At 67.0% G+C, this 15,297-nt stretch carries 15 protein-coding genes; 11 read left to right on the top strand and 4 right to left on the bottom strand.

Annotated elements, in window-relative coordinates; all coding sequences use genetic code 11:
* Positions 1–101 precede the first annotated feature (101 nt).
* From GVY41_RS01485 to GVY41_RS01505, 5 genes are read left to right on the top strand one after another with little or no spacing between them, the layout of a single operon-like run.
* On the top strand, positions 102–293 hold the full coding sequence (locus GVY41_RS01485; protein ID WP_161342670.1) for a Thivi_2564 family membrane protein: 192 nt from the start codon (positions 102–104) through the stop codon (positions 291–293).
* A complete protein-coding gene (locus tag GVY41_RS01490) occupies positions 290–1,381 on the top strand; it encodes an MlaE family ABC transporter permease (RefSeq protein ID WP_161342672.1) in 1,092 nt (363 codons plus the stop codon). The genes GVY41_RS01485 and GVY41_RS01490 overlap by 4 nt, the downstream gene beginning before the upstream one ends.
* Complete coding sequence (locus GVY41_RS01495; protein WP_161656850.1) at positions 1,381–2,154, top strand: ABC transporter ATP-binding protein; 774 nt, start codon at positions 1,381–1,383, stop codon at positions 2,152–2,154. The genes GVY41_RS01490 and GVY41_RS01495 overlap by 1 nt, the downstream gene beginning before the upstream one ends.
* Entirely contained in the window at positions 2,154–3,059 is a 906-nt protein-coding gene (locus GVY41_RS01500) for an MlaD family protein (RefSeq protein ID WP_161342674.1), read from the top strand. The genes GVY41_RS01495 and GVY41_RS01500 overlap by 1 nt, the downstream gene beginning before the upstream one ends.
* A gap of 5 nt (positions 3,060–3,064) precedes the next feature.
* Positions 3,065–3,673, top strand: coding sequence for an ABC-type transport auxiliary lipoprotein family protein (locus GVY41_RS01505; RefSeq protein ID WP_229725892.1), 609 nt, complete (start codon positions 3,065–3,067; stop codon positions 3,671–3,673).
* Positions 3,674–3,688: 15 nt separating this feature from the next.
* Here the strand turns inward: GVY41_RS01505 and GVY41_RS01510 are convergent, their stop codons facing one another.
* The gene (locus GVY41_RS01510; protein WP_161342676.1) at positions 3,689–5,749 is read right to left on the bottom strand and encodes a TRAP transporter permease; all 2,061 of its coding nucleotides are present in this window, start codon (positions 5,747–5,749) and stop codon (positions 3,689–3,691) included.
* 86 nt (positions 5,750–5,835) lie between these two features.
* Positions 5,836–6,846, bottom strand: coding sequence for a TAXI family TRAP transporter solute-binding subunit (locus tag GVY41_RS01515; protein WP_161342678.1), 1,011 nt, complete (start codon positions 6,844–6,846; stop codon positions 5,836–5,838).
* Positions 6,847–7,091: 245 nt separating this feature from the next.
* On the opposite strand from GVY41_RS01515, the gene GVY41_RS01520 reads away from it, so the two are divergent.
* The 6 genes from GVY41_RS01520 (at position 7,092) to GVY41_RS01545 (ending at position 13,128) form a co-directional block, all read left to right on the top strand.
* Positions 7,092–7,721 carry a LysE family translocator gene (locus GVY41_RS01520; RefSeq protein WP_161342680.1) on the top strand — a complete coding sequence of 210 codons (630 nt, stop codon included), beginning with the start codon at positions 7,092–7,094 and terminating at the stop codon, positions 7,719–7,721.
* Between the two features lie 83 nt (positions 7,722–7,804).
* Positions 7,805–9,292, top strand: coding sequence for an aldehyde dehydrogenase family protein (locus GVY41_RS01525; protein ID WP_161342682.1), 1,488 nt, complete (start codon positions 7,805–7,807; stop codon positions 9,290–9,292).
* 41 nt (positions 9,293–9,333) lie between these two features.
* Entirely contained in the window at positions 9,334–10,209 is an 876-nt protein-coding gene (locus tag GVY41_RS01530) for an NAD(P)-dependent oxidoreductase (RefSeq protein WP_161342683.1), read from the top strand.
* 75 nt (positions 10,210–10,284) lie between these two features.
* Positions 10,285–11,265: a TRAP transporter substrate-binding protein gene (locus tag GVY41_RS01535; RefSeq protein WP_161342685.1), complete on the top strand. Its 981-nt coding sequence runs from the start codon at positions 10,285–10,287 to the stop codon at positions 11,263–11,265.
* Between the two features lie 62 nt (positions 11,266–11,327).
* Positions 11,328–11,852 carry a TRAP transporter small permease gene (locus GVY41_RS01540; protein WP_161342687.1) on the top strand — a complete coding sequence of 175 codons (525 nt, stop codon included), beginning with the start codon at positions 11,328–11,330 and terminating at the stop codon, positions 11,850–11,852.
* Positions 11,845–13,128, top strand: coding sequence for a TRAP transporter large permease (locus GVY41_RS01545; protein WP_161342690.1), 1,284 nt, complete (start codon positions 11,845–11,847; stop codon positions 13,126–13,128). Before GVY41_RS01540 ends, GVY41_RS01545 begins: the two co-directional genes overlap by 8 nt.
* Positions 13,129–13,132: 4 nt before the next feature.
* Here the strand turns inward: GVY41_RS01545 and hypE are convergent, their stop codons facing one another.
* Positions 13,133–14,155 (bottom strand): hydrogenase expression/formation protein HypE, encoded by a 1,023-nt coding sequence (gene hypE, locus GVY41_RS01550; protein ID WP_161342692.1) that lies wholly within the window; start codon positions 14,153–14,155, stop codon positions 13,133–13,135.
* A complete protein-coding gene (gene hypD / locus GVY41_RS01555; RefSeq protein ID WP_161343110.1) occupies positions 14,156–15,292 on the bottom strand; it encodes a hydrogenase formation protein HypD in 1,137 nt (378 codons plus the stop codon). It abuts the gene before it with no gap.
* Positions 15,293–15,297 lie beyond the last annotated feature (5 nt).

Consider the following 15,297-nt stretch of genomic DNA (forward strand, 5'->3'; position numbering starts at 1 on the left):
AAACTGCTAACCTCGATCAGTATCGGGGCCCGGGCGACGGCGTAACCTCCCGTCAAATCGGCGGCCGCGCTTGCCGCGCCCGCCCCAACAAGGATGCCCCCATGCCGCTTCTCGATCTGATCATCACCCTTGTCGTCGTCGGTGTCCTCCTGTGGCTGGTGAACACCTATATCCCGATGGACCGCAAGATAAAATCCATCCTGAACATCGTCGTGGTGATCGCGGTGATCCTTTGGATCCTGCGGGGGACCGGCTTGCTGAGCGGGCTGAGCGCGGTCACGGTCGGCGGATGACAGCGGGGGCAGTGGCCCCCGAACCGCTTGCCCTGCAGGGGCCGGTCACACTGGCAAGCCTGGGCGATACCCGCGCATTTCTCGAGAGCCATCCCGATGGCCGCGCGCTCGACCTGTCGGGCGTGACGATGCTGGATACGGCCGGCGCCTGGCTGCTGACGTCATGGCAGGCGGGCAAGGGCGGCACCCTGACCGGCGCCAATGCCGCGCAAACCCTGCTCCTCGAAACGGTGACCGAAGCACTGGCCTCGGCGGTTCCGGCGCCAAAGCCCCGCCCTGTGCATCATCAGGCCGGCGACACGCTGGCCGAGACCGGGAAGGCTGTCAGCCAAGTTGCGGTCGGCCTCGGCGAGAGTCTCGGCTTTCTGGGGCTGGTCATGGCCCGGCTTGGCTGGACAATCCTGCACCCCACTCGGTTGCGGCTGACGGCGCTTGTCCATCACATGCATCAGGCGGGGCTGAACGCCGTGCCCATCGTGGCGCTGATGGGCTTCCTGATCGGGGTGGTGCTGGCCTTCCAGGGCGCCTCGCAGCTGCAGCAGTTCGGGGCAGAGGTCTTCGTTGTCGACCTCATCGCCATCTCGATCCTGCGCGAGCTTGGCATTCTTCTGACCGCGATCATCGTGGCGGGGCGCTCCGCCTCGGCCTTCACCGCCGCCATCGGCTCGATGAAGATGCGCGAAGAGATCGACGCGATGCGGGTTCTGGGGCTCGATCCCATCGAGCTGTTGGTGCTGCCGCGCGTGCTTGCGCTGGTCCTCATGCTGCCGGTGCTTGGCTTCATCGCCAATATCTCCGGCCTTGTCGGTGGCGGGCTGATGGCCTGGGCCGAACTTGGCATCTCGCCGGGCATGTTCCGCACCCAGCTTCTGAACAACACCGACGTGTCGCACCTGCTGATCGGCCTGATCAAGGCGCCGGTCTTTGCGATGATCATCGGCGTCGTCGGCTGTCATCAGGGGATGCAGGTCAAGGGCGATACGGAATCGCTCGGCAGCCGCACCTCACGCTCGGTCGTGGTGGCGATCTTCCTGGTGATTGTGGTGGATGCACTGTTTTCCATCTTCTTCGCGCTGTGGGGCATCTGATGACCGATCCGATCATCACCATCCGCGGGCTGACCAACCGCTTCGGCAAGACCGTGGTACATCAGGGCCTGGACCTTGATGTGATGCGCGGCGAGGTTCTGGGCGTCGTCGGCGCCTCGGGCAGCGGTAAGTCGGTGCTGCTGCGCACCATCGTCGGGCTGCAGCACCCGGCGGAGGGGACCATCGACGTTCTGGGCACCGATGTGCTGACCGCCGATGCCGCCCATCTGCGGAACGTGCAGAACCGCTGGGGCGTGATGTTCCAGGACGGCGCGCTGTTCTCCTCGCTGACCGTGCGCGAGAATGTGGCCGCCCCGATGCGCGAGCGGCTGGGGATCGACGCTGAAACCCGCCGGGCGCTGGCCGATCTGCGGATCGCCATGGTGGGCCTTCCGGCCTCGGCCGGGGATCTGTCCCCGTCGGACCTGTCGGGCGGGATGCGCAAGCGGGCAGGGCTGGCCCGCGCGCTGTCGCTGGATCCCGAGATCCTGTTTCTGGACGAGCCCACCGCCGGGCTCGACCCCATCGGCGCGTCGGAGTTCGATGCGCTGATAACGGCGCTGCAAAAGGCGCTGGGGCTGACGGTGTTCCTGGTCACCCATGACCTCGACACCCTGCACGCCACCTGCGACCGGATCGCGGTGCTGGCCGAAAAGAAGGTGCTGGTGACCGGCACCATGGCCGAGATGCTGCGCGTCGACCAGCCTTGGGTCCACGCCTATTTCCACGGGCCCCGCGCCCATGCGGCGCAGCCGCCAGCGGGAGGCAACTGATGGAAACGCGCGCGAGATACATCCTTGTCGGGGTCTTCACCCTTGCCAGCGTCCTGGCGATCCTCGGCTTCACGCTCTGGCTCGCCAAGGTTCAGATCGACCGGACCTATGCGCAATATGACATCGTCTTCGACAGCGTTGCCGGCCTCGGTCTTGCCAGCACGGTGCAGTATAACGGCGTCACCGTCGGCAAGGTGGTGACCATCGCGCTGGACGGGGCAGACCCCTCGCTGGTGCGGGTGCGGATCGAGATCGACGCCAGCACGCCGATCCGCACCGACACCGTCGCGACCCTGTCGTCGCAGGGCGTGACTGGTGTGTCCTATGTGGCGCTGGAGGGGGGCAGCATGGCGGCAGAGCGGCTGACCCGGGTGCCGCCCGCGGATGTGCCGCTGATCGCGTCGCGGCCCTCGGTCATGCAAGATCTGATCACCGGAATGCCCGACCTGCTGAATGAGGCAATCCTGCTGATGCGCGATATCCGCGGCTTCACCACGCCCGAGAATGGCGCGGCGATCACCGAGATCCTGCGCAATGTCGAAAAGGCCACCGCCCGCATCGACACGATGGCGACGCAGACGGAAGCGGTGATGGCCTCGGCGCAGGCTTCGCTGGTGCGGGTGGATGCGGCGCTGGTCGATATTCAGGCGGCGTTCGGCAGCGCCAATGCGGTGCTGGAAGATGACGTGCCAGCGGTGATGGACCAGCTTCGCGCCGCCGTTGCCAGCCTCGATCGGTCGGTCACCGGCTTCGAGAGCTTCTCGCGCGAGGGGTTGCCGCAGTTCAGTGCGCTTGCCACCGACGCGCGGGCGCTGGTGGCGAATATCAGCGCCGTCACCGCGCGCATCGGCAGCGACCCCGGCCGCTTCCTGCTGGGAACCCAGACGCCGGAGTACAGGAGATGACGGTTATGAAACTGATGCTTGCCCTTGTGCTGACCCTGCTCTCCGGCTGCGGCGCCTTCACCGCCGTGTCAGAGGCGAGCGCGCAGCGGGACGCATATACGCTGTCCCCCGCCGCCGCCGCCGCCTCGGCGCCCGCCTTGGGCAACGGGCATCTGGTGGTGGAGCTTCCCTCCTCGGCCGGGGCGCTGGCCACGGACCGGATCCTGATCAAGCCGGAGGCCTTTCAGGCGCAATACCTGCCCGATGCCCAATGGTCCGAACCCGCCCCGGCGCTGGTGCAGACGCTGCTGGTGACGTCCTTCCAGAACCTTGGCGGCTTTCGGCTGGTGGGGCGGACGGGCGCCGGGCTGATGCCGGACTACACGCTGATGACCGAATTGCAGGAATTCCAGGCACAGCCAGCTGGCCCCGCGGCCGAGCCGCTGGACGTCCGCGTCAGCGCGATGATGACGTTGATCCGCGAGTCAGACCGTCGCATCGTCGCTACCCGCCGCTTTGCGGCGACGGCACGGGTTCAGACGGATGAGACGACGGATGTGGTGCGCGGCTTCGACAGCGCCCTGCGAGAGGTGCTGGCCGAAGCGGTGGTCTGGACGCAGGCGCAGGCGCGGTAGACATCCGGCCCTCCGTCACAGCGCGGCCGAGGGCTCGTTGCGCCCGGCGAGCCACTGGCGCAGCACCACGGCCCCCAATAGTGCGGCGCCGATGGCGGTCGAGACCAGTTCCGGCGCGATCATCAGCAGCGCAGCGATGGGCAGGATCGCCCGTTCGATCCGCAGCAGCGGGCCGTTCAGCCAGCCGGTGATCGCCGCCGACAGCGCGACGATCCCCAGTATGGCCCCGGTGAAGGCCAGCGCGAAGGCGTTCCAGGTGAAGTCGGCTGTCACCAGCAGCAGCGAGGGCGAGAACACGAACATGAACGGCACCAGCGCCTTGCCCATCGACAGGCGGAAGGCGGTGTTGCCGGCCTTGAACGCATTGGCCCCGGCGATGCCAGAGGCGGCATAGGCCGCCAGCGCCACCGGGGGCGTCACGTCGGCCAGCACGCCATAATAGAAGACGAAGAAGTGCGCCACGATCGGCTCGACATTCATCATCGACAGCACCGGGGCGGCTACGGCCACCATGATGATGTAGTTCGCCGTGGTCGGGATCCCGCAGCCCATCAGGATGCAGACCACGGCCGTCATCATCAGCGTGAACAGCAGCGCCAGCGTGGCGACCGTGAACAGCTCGAACGGCAGGAAGGCGAGGAAAGCGTGTGAGGATTCCGCCCATCCCTGCGCGAGGCTGGTCAGCATGAAGGCGATCTTGAAGCCGACGCCGGTCAGCGTGACGACGCCGATCACCACACCCACCAGCGCGGCGGCGGCGGTGACGGCCAGCGAGCCCTTGGCGCCCGACACGAACCCTTCGTAGATCCCTGCGGCGAAGTTCTTTACGCCTTGGGCCAGGCCCGAGGCCATGACCTGCTGGATGGCATAGACCGCCATGCAGGCGGTGATCGCCCAGAAGGCCGCCAGGAACGGGGTGCGCCCCGACATCAGCATCCAGACCAGCAGCAGCAGCGGCAGCACCGAAAGCCAGCCCTCGCGCAGCACCTTCACGGCATTGGGCAACTCTTCCTTGCGCAGCCCGCGGATGCCAAGGCGCTTGGCCTCCAGATGCACCTGAACCAGCACGCCGAAGAAGTGCATGAAGGCGGGCACGATGGCGGCAATCAGGATCGTGCGCAGCGGGATGCCCAGATACTCCACCATCAGGAAGGCCACCGCCCCCATGACCGGCGGGGTGATCTGGCCGCCGGTGGAGGAGGCCGCCTCGACCGCCGCCGCGAAATGACGTTTGAAGCCGATCTTGATCATCGTCGGGATGGTCAGCGCGCCGGTCGTGACGGTGTTGGCGATGGACGAGCCCGAGATCGACCCCAGCAGCGCCGAGGACACGACAGACACCTTGGCCGGCCCGCCCGAGAAGCGCCCGGTCAGCGCGGTCGCAAGGTCGATGAACAGCTGCCCCAGCCCGATCTTCTGCGCCATCACGCCGAACAGCACGAAATGGAACACATAGGTGGCGATGACCCCAAGCGCCGTGCCGTAGACGCCCTGCGAGGACAGGTAGAGGTGGTTGACGATGCCGGCCCAGTCCGATCCCGGATGCACGAAGATCCCGGGCATCGAGCGGCCGAAATAGGCGTAGGCGATGAACAGCCCCGCGATCACCGGCAAGGGCCAGCCCATCGAGCGGCGCACAGCCTCGAACAGCGCAACCAGCAGGATAGTGCCCATGGCGATGTCGAGCGGCAGCGGGTTGCCGATGCGGAAAGCCAGCTGGTCATAGATCCACGGCACGTAGAGCGAGCTGACAAGGGCGGCGATGGCAAGCGCCCAGTCCAGCACCGGCAGCCCCAGGATCGCAAAGCGGCTGGACTTGTGCCGCCCGGACGACAGCGCCGAGAAACTGAGGAAGATCAGGAACAGCGAGATGCCCATGTGCAGCCCGCGATGCGTGGTCGCGCGCGGGATGCCATAGCCGGCTGTGTAGTAGTGATAGACCGACAGCGCGAACAGGATCACCCCGGACAGCAGCATCACCGGGCGCGATACCGTCCTGTATCGCGCCTCGGGATCGAATTCCTCTTCGATTGCCCGCAGTTCCGCTTCGGTCAACGCGCGCTGTTCGTCGCTCATCTGGGGGATCCTTGCCGTGATAGGAAGATCAAAAAGGGACGCAGGCCAGATGGCTGCGTCCCCGAAGTCATGTCAGCAAGGGCCGATCATTCGATGGCGCCGGCTTCCCGGTAGAACTTCTCCGCGCCCGGGTGGAACGGGATGCCCGCGCCCTGAACCGCGTTTTCCAGCGTGATGAACTTGCCCTTGGCATGGCCGTTGGCGAACAGCTTCTGCGTGGTCTCGTTGAACAGCGACTGGGTGATGCCATAGACCAGCTCTTCGGAGAGGTCAGCCGAGGTCACCATCTGCGCGCCGACCGAGATCGTCGGCACTTCGGCGTCCTGGCCCTGATAGGTGCCGGCCGGGAAGGTGTCGGTGGCGAAGAAGGTGTATTCGGCGCGCAGGGCGTCGATCTCCGGCCCGGTGATCGGGACGATCACCACGTCATGCTGGCTGGACAGTTCGGCAATCGCGCCGGCCGGATAGCCGCCGACGAAGAAGAACGCATCCATCGCGCCGTCGCGCATCCGGTCCGAGGCCTGGTCGGGCTTGAGGTATTCCGGCGTGATGTCGGCTTCGGTCAGGCCAAAGGCCTCGAGGATGATCTTGGCATCGACCAGCGTGCCAGAGCCCGGCTCGTCCAGCGAGACCCGCTTGCCCGCAAGGTCGGCGACCGAGGCGATGCCGGCATCGGCGCGGGCGACGAGGTGGATGCTTTCCGGGTAGAGGTTGGCGATCAGCCGCAGCTTGTCGACCGCCGGCTGGCCTTCCCACAGGCCGGTGCCGGTCTGCGCCCAATAGGCCACGTCCGACTGGCTGAAGCCGGCCTCAAGCGTGCCGCCGTTGATCGAGTTCACGTTGCCGACCGACCCGTTCGAGGCGACCGCCGTGGCGATCAGCCCGGGCACGCCGCACGAGCCGCCATCCTCGCAGGCGCGCGAGCCGGGCGGGCTCGAGATCGCGTTGGCGATCAGGCCGCCGATCGGATAGTAGGTGCCCGCCGTGCCGCCGGTTCCGATGCGGAAGAACTGCATCTCTTGCGCTGCGGCACCGTTGGCCAACATGCCAACCGCAAGCGCGGCGCCTGCAATGGCTTTCAGGGCAGTGATTTTCATGGTGGCCTCCCAGAAGGTTATGAGTTTTTGGATCCCGCCAAGCGATGCGGAGGGCTTCAGCCTAAAAGGTTAACGGGGCGAGGTCCATCCGGCAAGCCATCAACCTTCGGGACGGATGTACCTTTGCGCGGCCCTTTGGCGAGGGCCTGTCCGCCGGGCCTGACCCCCACCAATACAATGTTCGGATTGCCCGCTGCAGAAATCTTCCGTCATGTAGGGATCACTCGCCGCCCGGAGACCCGCGCATGATCATCCCCCAGCTCGCCCTCGTCTATGGCGCCTACCTCGTCGCAACCCTCAGCCCCGGGCCAAGCAACATGGCGATCATGGCGACAGCCATGCGCGATGGCCGTGGCCCGGCGCTGGTGCTGGCGGCCGGGGTCATGACCGGCTCGCTGTTATGGGCGATGCTGGCGGCGACGGGCCTGTCGGCGCTGCTGGCGGCCTATGCCGAGGCGCTGGTCGTGCTCAAGATCTTGGGCGGTCTCTATCTGCTCTATCTCGCGTTCCGCGCCGGCAGGTCGGCGATGCGCCCGGATGCGCCCGCCGCCCGCCAGCAGGCCGCCCGCCCGGCGCCGGACTATCGCCGACTGTATCGGCAGGGCCTGCTGATGCATATCGGCAATCCCAAGGCGGTGCTGGGATGGATGGCGATCATGACGCTGGGGCTGGGGCCAGAGGCCCCGGCCGGGGTGCTGCCCGCGATCATCGGCGGCTGCGCCCTGCTGGGGGTGCTGGTCTTCGGCGGCTATGCGGTGCTGTTCTCGACCGCGCCGATGATCAGCCTTTATGCGCGGCTGCGGCGCGGGATCGAGGGCGGGCTCTGCGCCCTCTTCACCGTCGCGGGCCTGAAGCTGCTCACGTCGGACCGGTGATCCGGCAAGAGGTTGCGGGTCCCCCGCCGACTGGCTTAGGTATCCGCGCGGCGAGACCCGTGCCGCAAGCCGGAGGAGACAAGATGACAGACTGGAAATCGCTGGCGGCAGAGCTGTATGACGGCAGCTTCCGCCCGATGTTCGTGGATGGCGCGTGGTGCGAGGCCCGCTCCGGCAAGGTGATGGACGCCCGCAACCCCGCCGATGGCTCCTTGCTGGCGACCGTCCCGCAAGGCGATGCCGCGGATATCGACGCGGCCGTCGCCGCCGCCCGCAAGGCCTTCGAGGGCCCTTGGTCCAAATTTACCCCCTTTGAGCGTCAGGCGCTGCTGCTGCGCATCGCCGACGGGTTCGAGGCGGCGTGGGAACGGCTCTGCCTGTCCGACACGCTGGACATGGGGATGCCGATCCAGCGGACGCTGGCCAACAGCCGCCGCGTGCTGGGGATGTTGCGCTTCTATGCAGGGCAGGCCGTCAGCATCCACGGCCAGACCATCCCGAACTCCTTCCCCGGCGAGATCTACTCGCAGACCGTGCGCGAGCCGGTGGGGGTGGTGGGCGCGATTATCCCGTGGAACGCGCCCATTGCCGGGTCGGTCTGGAAGATCGCACCGGCGCTGGCGACGGGTTGCACGGTGGTCCTGAAGCCGTCGGAAGAGGCCTCGCTGACCGTGCTGATGATCGCGCGGATCATGCAGGAGGTGGGCCTGCCGGACGGGGTGCTGAACATCGTGACCGGGCTGGGGTCCGAAGCCGGGGCGGCGCTGGCGGCGCATCCGGGCGTGGACAAGATCGTGTTCACCGGGTCCACCGCGACCGGGCAGGCCATTGCCCGCGCGGCGACCGGCAACCTCAAGCGCGTGTCGCTGGAGCTGGGGGGCAAGTCGCCGGTGATCGTCTGCCGCGATGCCGATATCGACAAGGCTGTGCCGGTGGCGGCAATGGCGGTCTTCGCCAATTCCGGGCAGATCTGCATCGCCGGGTCACGCCTGTTCGTGGCGCGCGAGATCCATGACGAGTTCGTGCGGCGTGTGGCCGATTTCGCGGCCAAGCTGCGCATCGGGCATGGAATCGACGAGGGCACCGATGTCGGCCCGATCATCTCGGCCCGGCAGGCGGACCGGATCGCGGGCTACCTTGCTGCCGGGCCGAACGAAGGCGCCGAGGTGTTGACGGGCGGCAGCCGCGCCGAGGGCGCCGCCTTTGCCGGCGGCAACTTCATCCAGCCCACGGTGTTCGGCGGCGTGACCGACGGCATGACCATTGCCCGCGAGGAAATCTTCGGCCCGGTGATATCCGCGCTGCCCTTCGACACGCTGGACGAGGTGGTGGAACGCGCCAATGCGACGTCCTACGGGTTGGCGGCGGGCGTGTTCTCGACCCATCTGGGCACCGCGCACAAGCTGGCGCACCGGATCAAGGCCGGGTCGGTCTGGGTGAACATGTATCACGCCATCGACCCGGCGGTGCCCTTTGGCGGGGTCAAGATGTCGGGCTATGGCCGCGAGGGCGGAACCGAGCATCTGGACGAATACCTCGACACCAAGGCGATCTGGATCAACACGGACTGACGCTGCGCCAGCGGGCGAGGGATAACTGCAAGGAGACTACCATGCGTGTCGGACTTATCGGCGTTGGCCTGATGGGCCACGGGATTGCCCGCAATGTGCTGGCGCGGGGCGGGTTCCAGCTGACCTTCCTCGACCATCCCGGCAACCAGCCGGTGGACGAGATCACCGGCCTTGGCGGCCGCCCTGCCGCCAGCGTGGCCGAGGTTGCGGCCGCGTCGGACGTGGTGATCCTCTGCGTCACTGGCTCGCTACAGGTGGAGGCCATCGTGGCCGGCGAGAGCGGGCTGGGGTCTGCCATCGCCCCCGGCACCGTGGTCGTCGATTGCTCCACCGCCCTGCCGGACTCGACCCTGCGCATGGGGACGCTCATTGCCGCGGCGGGCGGCGCCTATCTGGATGCGCCGATGACCCGCACTGCCAAGCACGCCCATGACGGCACGCTGAACCTGCTGGTCGGCGGCGAGGCCGGGGTGCTGGACAGGGTCCGCCCGGTGCTGGCCTCGTTCACCGCGTCGGTCCAGCATGTGGGCCCGCTGGGGCATGGGCACCGGCTGAAGCTGCTGCACAACTATGTCTCCATCGGGTTCATGTCCCTGCTGGCCGAGGCCGCGGCGCAGGCGGCTGATGCGGGTGTCGATCCGCAGATCTTCGTCGATGTGCTGGCGGGGGGCGGCGGTGCCAGCGCGGCGCTGGACAGGCTGGCCCCCTATATCGTGGCGGGGGACCGCGAGGGGCTGCCCTTCTTCGTGGGCAATGCGCAGAAGGACATCGACTATTACCGCGCGATGGCCGAAGCCGCGGGCGGGCAAATGACCATCGCCGACGGCGTGTCGGCGTCGCTTGGGGCGGCGGTGACGGGCGGCCATGCCCAGGCCTATGTGCCGGAGCTGGTCACGCTGTTCCGCAAGGGCGACTGACCCGCGGCGCCCCGGAACGGGTTGCAACCCAAAAGGGGCGCCTGTAGCAAGTTAACACCAAAGGGGAGGACTACCATGAAACATCATTTCCGCGCACTCGCTGCGACGGGTGCCCTCGTCGCGCTTGGCCTTCCGGCCTCTGCGCAGACCGAAGTCAAGATCGGCTACGCCCTGGCGCCCGACAGCCATTACGGCGTTGCTGCCGACAAGTTCGAAGAGGTCGTCACTGCCGAAACCGGCGACCAGTTCACCTTCACCCATTTCCCCTCGTCGGGTCTGGGCGGCGAGCGTGAGGTCATCGAAGGCCTGCAGCTTGGCACCATCGAGGCGACCATCGTGTCCTCGGGCACGCTGGCCAACTTCGTGCCCGCGACCGGAGTGTTCGACGTGCCGTTCCTGTTCCGCGACCTGGCCCATGCCCGCGCGGTTCTGGATGGCCCCATCGGCCAGGACATCCTGGACGAGTTCGACAATGTCGGCCTCGTCGGCCTTGCCTGGGGTGAACAGGGCTTCCGCCACATCACCAACAACCGCAACGCGATCCAGACGCCCGCTGACGTCGCCGGCCTGAAGATCCGCACCATGGAAAACCCGGTCCACCTGGCCGCGTTCAACGCCATGGGCGCCGCGCCGACGCCAATGGCCTGGCCCGAGGTGATCTCGTCGCTGCAGCAGGGCGTGATCGACGGGCAGGAAAACCCGCTCTCGGTGATCGTCTCGGCCAAGCTGAACGAGGTGCAGACCTACCTGACCCTGTCGGGCCACGTCTATTCGCCGGCGATGCTGCTGGTGTCCAAGCCGTTCTGGGATGGCCTGGACGATACGCAGAAAGCCGCCTTCGAAACGGCCGCGACTGAGGCTGTGGGCGCGATGCGTGGCTACGTGGATGACGTCGAAGCGAACGGCGTCGAGACGCTGAAAGAGCGCGGCATGGAAGTGAACGCCCTCTCGGCCGAAGAGAAGGCCGCGTTCCAGACCTCGATCCAGTCGGCCTATGACGGCTATTACGAGACCTATGGCGAAGACTTCGTCAACTCGATCGTCAACTTCCAGTAAAGACCACAGCAAGACCGAACCCGGCGCCCCTCCGGCGCCGGCCACCCTCCAGAGGCCGATCCTTGAAAAAGCTGGAAACCATCTTCGTCACGCTCAACAGCTGGGCATTGATCCTGATGCTGACGGCGATGGCGCTGATCGTCGGCGCGAACATCGCGCTGCGCTACACCTCCTCACATTCGCTGTCCTGGGCGGATGAGGCGGCGCGCTACCTGATGATCTGGATGACTTTCGCCGGCGCCGGCCTGATCCTGCGCATCGGCGGCCATGTCGCCATCACCAACCTTCAGGATGCCCTGCCGATGATGGGGCAAAAGATCCTTCGGGCCTGCCTTGTGGTGGGCTTGCTGATCTTCTTCGGCTTCATGGTCCATGTGGGCGTGCAATACGCGCAACGGATGCAGTTCCAGGTGACGCCCGCTTTGCGCATCCCGTTCCTTTACGTCTATGCCGCCATGCCTGTGGGCTTTGGCCTGCTGATCGTGCATCTGCTGCTGATCGCCCGACCCTTCATCACTGCCGGCGCCTTCAAGCCGATGAACGGCGCGGACAGCGCGACCCCCATGCCCGGAGGCGCCCGTGGCTGAAATCCTGTTCCCGGCCCTGTTCATCCTGCTGGCGCTTGGCGTGCCGGTGGCCTTCGCCATGGCGATTTCCGTCTTCGTCGCGCTCAGCTTCGGGTCCTCCTATCCCAGCCTCGTCGTGGTGAAGGAGATGTTTACCGGCCTCGACAGCTTTCCGCTGCTGGCCGTGCCGTTCTTCATCCTGGCGGCAGAGATCATGACGGGGGGCGCGGTGACGCTGGCCATCCTGCGCCTTGCACAGTCGCTGGTCGGGCACCTGAAGGGCGGGCTTGGCCATGCCAATGTGCTCAGCTCTGCCATGTTCGCCGGTATCTCGGGCAGCGCGCTGGCCGATGCCGCCGGCCCCGGCTCGATGATGATCAAGATGATGGAGAAGGGCGGCTACGACAAACCCTATGCCGGCGCGCTGACCATGGCGAGCGCGGTGGTGGGGCCGATCATCCCGCCGTCGATCACCATGATCATCTACGCCATGCAGGATCAGAGCGTCTCGGTCGGATCCCTGTTCATGGCCGGGGTGCTGCCGGGCCTGCTGATCACGCTGCTGGTGATGATCGCCAATGCCCGTGTCAGCCATGTGCGCGGCTATGTCAGCGGCGATCCGATGCCGCCTGTCGCCGAGATCCTGCGCATCGCGGTCCATGCCATCCCGGCGCTGCTGCTGATCGTGCTGATCCTCGGCGGCATCCGCTTTGGAGTCTTCACGCCCACCGAGGCCTCGGTGATCGCGGTGTTCTACGCGCTGCTGGTGGGCATGTTCGTCTATCGCTCGCTGCATCTGCGCGACCTGCCCGCCATCATCCTGCGCGCGGCGCTGGTTGCAGGGGCGGTGCTGCTGATCCTCGGCGCCGCCCGCGCCTTCGCCTGGGTGCTGATCATCGAGGGGCTGCCGCAATTCCTGGCGCAGACCATCATCGCCTGGGACCTGTCGCCCATCGTCTTCCTGCTGGCGGTGAACCTGCTGCTGCTGGTCTTCGGCCTGTTCATGGACCCGCTGCCGGGGGTGATGATCCTGGTCCCGATCCTGGCGCCGATCAGCCTGGCGCTTGGCATCGACCCCAACCACTTCGCCATTCTGGTGATCGTGAACCTGACTTTTGGGCTTTGTACGCCGCCCGTCGGCAGCCTGATCTTCGTCGTCGCCTCCACGGCGAACCTGCGCCCTTCGACGCTGATCAAGGAGATGCCGCCCTTCTTCGTGGCGCTGGCGGTTGCCCTGATGCTGATCACCTTCGTGCCGGTGCTGTCCACATGGCTGCCGAGGGTCAGCGGGTTCTAAGCGATCAGCAGATCCGGGGAAGCTGCTCGCCCACCAGCATGTCCACCAGCCTTGCGCCGCCAAAGGCCGTGCGCAGGGTCACCCGCCCGGGCGTGCCGGGATGCGCCCGCCCGATGATGCAGGCCCCTTGCCCCTCGGGCAGGGCCCGCATGGCGGTCACGGCCGCCTCCGCCTGATCCGCCGGGCAGAACAGCACCAGCCGCCCCTCGTTCGCCAGATAGAGCGGGTCGAGCCCCAGCAGCTCGCACACCCCTGCCACCTCCGGGCGCAGGGGCAGCAAGGTCTCCTCCAGTTCCACCGCCACCCCCGCCTCTGCCGCCATCTCGTTCAGCGCGCTGGCAAGCCCGCCCCGCGTGCAGTCGCGGGCGGCGCGCAGGCCCGGCGCGGCGGCCAGCACCGCCTGCATCAGATGGCCAAGCCCGGCGCAGTCGGACAACAGGTCTACCGACAGCGCCAGATCGCCGCGCGCCGCAAGGATGGTGGCGCCATGATCCCCCAGCACGCCGTTGACGAGGACCACGTTGCCGGGTCGAATGCACTGCGCGCCGATCTCTACCCCCGGCGGGATCACCCCCACCCCTGCCGTGGTGATGAACACCCCGTCGCCCTTGCCGCGGTCCACCACCTTGGTGTCGCCGGTCACGATCCTCACCCCCGCCAACGCCGCCTCTGCCGCCATCGAAGCCACAATGCGGCGCAGCAGCGCAATCTCGCAGCCCTCTTCGATGATGAAGGCCGCCGACAGCCACAGCGGCCGCGCCCCGCCGACGGCCAGATCGTTCACCGTGCCGCAGACCGCCAGCTTGCCGATATCGCCGCCCGGAAACTCCAGCGGCGTGACCACGAAACTGTCGGTGGTGAAGGCGAGCCGCGCGCCGGGCTGTTGCAGGGCCTCGTCCATCAGCCGTGCCTGATCCTCGGAGCCCGGCGGCTGGAAGACCGAGGTGAACACCTCCTCGATCAGGTCGCGCATTGCCCGCCCGCCGCCGCCATGGGCCATGGTCACATGGGTATCGCGCAGGGCCATCTACTCCGCCGCCTCCCGCGCCCCGGCATATTGCCAATAGGCGGCGCAGGCGCCCTCCGACGACACCATCAGCGCCCCCAGCGGCATTTCCGGGACACAGCCCTTGCCGAATTGCGGGCACTGGGTGGGTTTCAGCTTGCCGATCATCACCGATCCGCAGGCGCAGCCCTCCAGTTCCGGCACGTTGCGGCGGCCGGTGGCATAGCCGATGCCGAACTTCTCCTCGGCATCGAAGGCCGCGTATTTCGGGCGGATGCGCAGCCCGCTGGCGTCGATCTCTCCCAGCCCCCGCCACTCGAAACTGGGGCGGCGCTCATAGACATCGGCGATGGCGGCCAGGCTGACGGGGTTGCCATGCTCGGGCACCACGCGGCCATACTGGTTTTCCACCGCCGCGCGGCCCTCGGCGATCTGGGTCAGCACCATCAGCACCGATTGCAGCAGGTCGGTGGGCTCGAACCCCGCCACCACGATGGGCTTGCCATAGTCGGCCGCGATGAAGTCATAGGGATGGATGCCGATGACCATCGACACATGGCCGGGGCCGATGAAGCCGTCGAGCCGCATGTCGGGATCGTCCAGCAGCGCCTTGATCGGCTCGGGCACGGTGATGTGGTTGCAGAACACGCTGAAATTGGTCAGCCGCTCACGCGCTGCGGCTTGGATGGACAGCGCGGTGGAGGGCGTCGTGGTCTCGAACCCGAGCCCGAAGAACACCACCTCGCGCCCCGGGTTGCGCCGGGCAAGCTCCAGCGCGTCGAGCGGGCTATAGACCATGCGGATATCGGCCCCGGCCGACTTCGCCTGGATCAGGCTTTTGCGATGCCCGGGCACCCGCATCGCATCGCCGAAGGTGGTGAAGATCACCCCCGGCGTCTCGGCAATCTCCACGCATTCATCCACACGCGCCATCGGCAGCACGCAGACCGGGCAGCCGGGGCCGTGGATGAATTCGACCCCGTCATGGATCAGCTTGTCGAGCCCGTAGCGAAAGATCGAATGGGTGTGGCCGCCGCAGATTTCCATGATGTGGACGGGTTTTGCACGCGTCGCGCCGATCTCGTCGGCCTTGCGGGCAATCGCGGCGAGCAGCACTTTCGCCGCGGCCGGGTCGCGGAACTCGGACGCGAATTTCAGCACAG

Origin of the sequence: Frigidibacter albus, from assembly GCF_009908165.1 — a bacterium.
Taxonomy (GTDB): domain Bacteria; phylum Pseudomonadota; class Alphaproteobacteria; order Rhodobacterales; family Rhodobacteraceae; genus Frigidibacter; species Frigidibacter albus.